Genomic DNA, 3,463 nt, shown 5'->3' with positions numbered 1-3,463 from the left:
CCTTGATCAGTCGCACGTAGATCAGCGAGAAGATCGCCCCGATCACCAGCAGCACCAACGCCATCGCGGTGCCGTAACCGAGTTTGTAGAACTGGAACGACTCCTGGTACATGTAGATCGGCGTCGTCGAGCTCTTCGTGCCCGGCCCGCCTTTCGTCATCACATAGATGAGGCCGAAGGCCGCGAGGGTCTGCAGCGTGATGAGCATCAGATTGGTGACGATCGACCGGCGGATCAGCGGCAACGTCACACTGCGCAGCCGTTGCCAGGCCGACGCGCCGTCGACCGCCGCCGCCTCGTGCAGCTCCGGCGGCACGTCGTTGAGCGCGGCCTGGTAGACGAGCATGGAGAACGCCGTGCCGCGCCACACGTTGGCGAGGATGACGGCCAGCATCGGCGTGGTGTAGAGCCAGTTCTGGCTCACCCCGAACCAGTCGAGGATGCCGTTCAGTGTCCCCTCCCGGTGCAGGTACGAATACCAGCAGAAGCCGGCCACCGTCTCCGGCACGGTCCACGCGGCGATCACCAGCCCGCTGACGAAGGCCCGCGAGGTCTTGCTCCGCCCGCGCAGCAGCAGCGCGATCAGCAGGCCCAGCGTGTTCTGCCCGATGACCGCCGAGCCGACCACGAAGACCAGCGTCAGCCACAGTGAATTCCAGAACTGCTGGTCGCGCCACATCGTGGTGAAGTTGTCGACGCCGACGAAGTTGATCTCGGCCGCGCCGGTCAGGGCGACGTCGGTGAAGGCGCTGTAGACGGCCCAAACCAGCGGACCGGCGAAGAACACCCCGAGCAGCAGCAGAGCGGGGAGGAACGCCCCGATCCGCGCTGCCCGGGGTGCGGTTGCCGTCGTCATGACGCGGTGGTCACCTTGTCGGGGCCACCGACCGCGGAGGTCACCTGCTCGGCGAACGTCTTCGCGGCCTCGGCCGGCTCACCCTGACCGGTCATCACCGTTTCCATCGCGACCTGGATGGCGTTGGACACGTTGGGGTAGTCCGGGTAGGCCGGGCGGAACTTGGTCACCTCGACCAGATCCGTGAAGAACTTCAGCGACGGGTTCGAGTTGAGGTACTTCGGATCGGCCGCGACGTCGTCGCGCTCGGCGATCTGGCCGGCGCCGATGTCGTACTCGAGGGTGTTCTCCTTGTTCAGCATCGTGGTGACGAAGTCGAACGCGGCCTTCTTGTCCTTGCTCTTCGAGCCGACCGAGAGCACCCAGCCACCGGACATGCTGATCTTGCCGGGCGGCTCGCCGTTCTGCGTCGGCATCGCGGTCCAGCCGAGCGTCTTGCTCCACTCCGGCCACGGCTTGCTGCCGCTCTCGAGCCAGGTGCTGCTCAGCCACGAGCCGTCCAGGTTGATGGCCAGCTTGCTTGTGGGCAGCATCTCGGTGCCGACCTTGGTGCCCCAGTTGGGGTCGAGCGCATCCTGCGGATCCGGCGCGAGCTTCTCGCTGAAGATCGTCTTGATGAAGTTCAGCGAGTCGTTGAATCCCGGGCTGGCGATGATCCACTTCTTCTGGGCGTCGTCGTACAGGGTGTTCCTGGTGCCGTACAACAGCATCTCGAAGCCCTGCATGGTCGAGCCCTCGCCCTGACCCTTGCCGGAGTAGACGTTCAGCGGGATGACCCCGGGCAGCTTCTGCTTGATGGTGCGCGCCGCGGTGAGGACGTCGTTCCAGTTCTTCGGCTCCCACGGCACGGTGAGCCCGGCCTTGGCGAAGAGCTCCTTGTTGTACCAGAGCGCGCGGGTGTCGGTGCCCATCGGTACGCCGTAGGTCTTACCGTCCTGTGCCTTGGCCGCGCCCTTGGCCGCCTCGGTGAACTGGCTCCAATCCGGCCAGTCCTTGAGGTAGTCGTCGAGCGGCGCGAGGAAGCCGGCCTGGATGTCGGTGTTGACCAGGAACGTGTCCTCGTACATGACATCCGGCGCGGTCTTCGGCGAGCGGTTCATGAGCGAGAGCTTGGTGTAGTAGTCGTTCTCCGCCGCCTCGATCGGCAGAAGCTTGACCGTGTAGCCCTGGTGGGCCTGCTCGAACTGCGTCTTGACCGTCTGCAGCTGCTTGTCGAGCTGGATGAAGGAACCGAACTTCTGGTAGGCGATGGTGATCGTCTTACCGTCCGACTCACTGTCTGATGACCCGCAGGCAGCGGTGGCAGCGGCGAGGACCAACGCCGACAGTCCGGCGACGACGACTCTGTGTCGCATCTGAACTCCTCGGAGGGGGTACCGCGGATTTCGTGTCTGATTACGTTCTCAGAAAACGTAATCAGATAGGCTGTGCATCGGTCAATAGACCGGCATCGACCTTTCTCGGAGATGGCATGTCGCAGCGTCGTCCGACCATGCACGACGTGGCCCGGGCCGCGGGGGTGAGCCCGGCGACGGTCTCGCGTGTCGTGAACAACGAGCGGTACGTCCGCGAGCAGACCCGCGCGCTGGTCGAGAGCGCGATCGCCGGGCTCGGCTTCCAGCGCAACGAGGCGGCCCGCGCCCTGCGCCCCGGGCAGACCACCGAGACCATCGCGCTGGTCATCGAGGACCTGGCCAACCCGTTCTGGTCGGCGGTCGCGCACGGCGCCGAGGAGGTGGCGCGCCGGCACGGGCACATGGTGGTGGTCGGCAGCACCCGCGGCAGCTACGACCGCGAGCGTGATCTCCTGCGCGACCTGGTGCTGCGCCGCCGGGTGGACGGCGTCCTGGTGGTCCCGACCGCCGAGGCCCAGGCCGATCTGCACGCCGAGCTGAGCCGCTGGGTCCCGGTGGTGTTCATCGACCGGACGCCGAGCGGGGTGCCGGCCGACGCGGTGGTGCTGGACAACTCGGGCGGCGCCCGGCGGGCCGTCGAGCACCTGCTCACCCGGGGGCACCGGCGGATCGCGTACATCGGTGGCAGCCCCAAGGTGACCACCGGGGCGCGCCGCCTGGCCGGCTACCGGCAGGCCCTCAAGGGCGCCGGAGTGCCGTTCGACCGGTCGCTGGTGCGGATGAACGTCGCCACCGTGTCCGAGGCACGCGCCGCCGCCACCGACCTGCTGGGCGGGCGGATCGATGCGATCTTCGCCGACAACAACCGGATGTGCGTCGGCACCCTGCACGCGGTGCACGACTCCCGGCAACCGGTCGAGACGGCCGCCTTCGACGACGTCGAGCTCGCCGACCTGCTGCCCCGGCCGGTCACCCTGGTCACCTACGACCCGACCGAGCTGGGCACCTGCGGGGCCGACATGCTCTTCGCCCGGATCAACGGCGCGAGCGGCCCGCCGCGTCGCACGGTGCTGCGCACGACGCTGGTCACCCGCGGCGGCAACGGCTCTTCTCCGGGATGACCGCCGCGGTCCGGCGACTCAGCGCGCCTGGCGTCGAGGAGATCGGCGTTCGAGGCCGCGCCGGACGAGGCCGCGTACGCCCGGCAGGGTGATCGCCCGGATCGTCAGGTCGTTCATCCACACGTGGAACC

At 67.5% G+C, this 3,463-nt stretch carries 3 protein-coding genes; 1 reads left to right on the top strand and 2 read right to left on the bottom strand.

Annotation, left to right across the window (positions count from 1 at the left end; genetic code table 11):
* Both AB0M20_RS33035 and AB0M20_RS33030 read right to left on the bottom strand, forming a co-directional pair.
* Nucleotides 1–856, bottom strand: an 856-nt coding sequence (locus AB0M20_RS33035) for a sugar ABC transporter permease (protein WP_364304259.1), incomplete at its 3' end; no start/stop codon positions are given.
* Nucleotides 853–2,211: an extracellular solute-binding protein gene (locus AB0M20_RS33030; protein WP_364304258.1), complete on the bottom strand. Its 1,359-nt coding sequence runs from the start codon at nt 2,209–2,211 to the stop codon at nt 853–855. The genes AB0M20_RS33030 and AB0M20_RS33035, both read right to left, overlap by 4 nt.
* A 116-nt stretch (nt 2,212–2,327) precedes the next feature.
* Here AB0M20_RS33030 and AB0M20_RS33025 point away from each other — a divergent pair, with 116 nt between their 5' ends.
* Entirely contained in the window at nt 2,328–3,332 is a 1,005-nt protein-coding gene (locus AB0M20_RS33025) for a LacI family DNA-binding transcriptional regulator (protein WP_364304257.1), read from the top strand.
* The last annotated feature ends 131 nt before the right edge of the window (nt 3,333–3,463 follow it).

The organism is Actinoplanes sp. NPDC051633 (genome assembly GCF_040681735.1).
Classification (GTDB): domain Bacteria; phylum Actinomycetota; class Actinomycetes; order Mycobacteriales; family Micromonosporaceae; genus Actinoplanes.
Note: the sequence above shows the minus strand (reverse complement) of the source record. Positions and strands in the feature narration are given on the sequence as shown.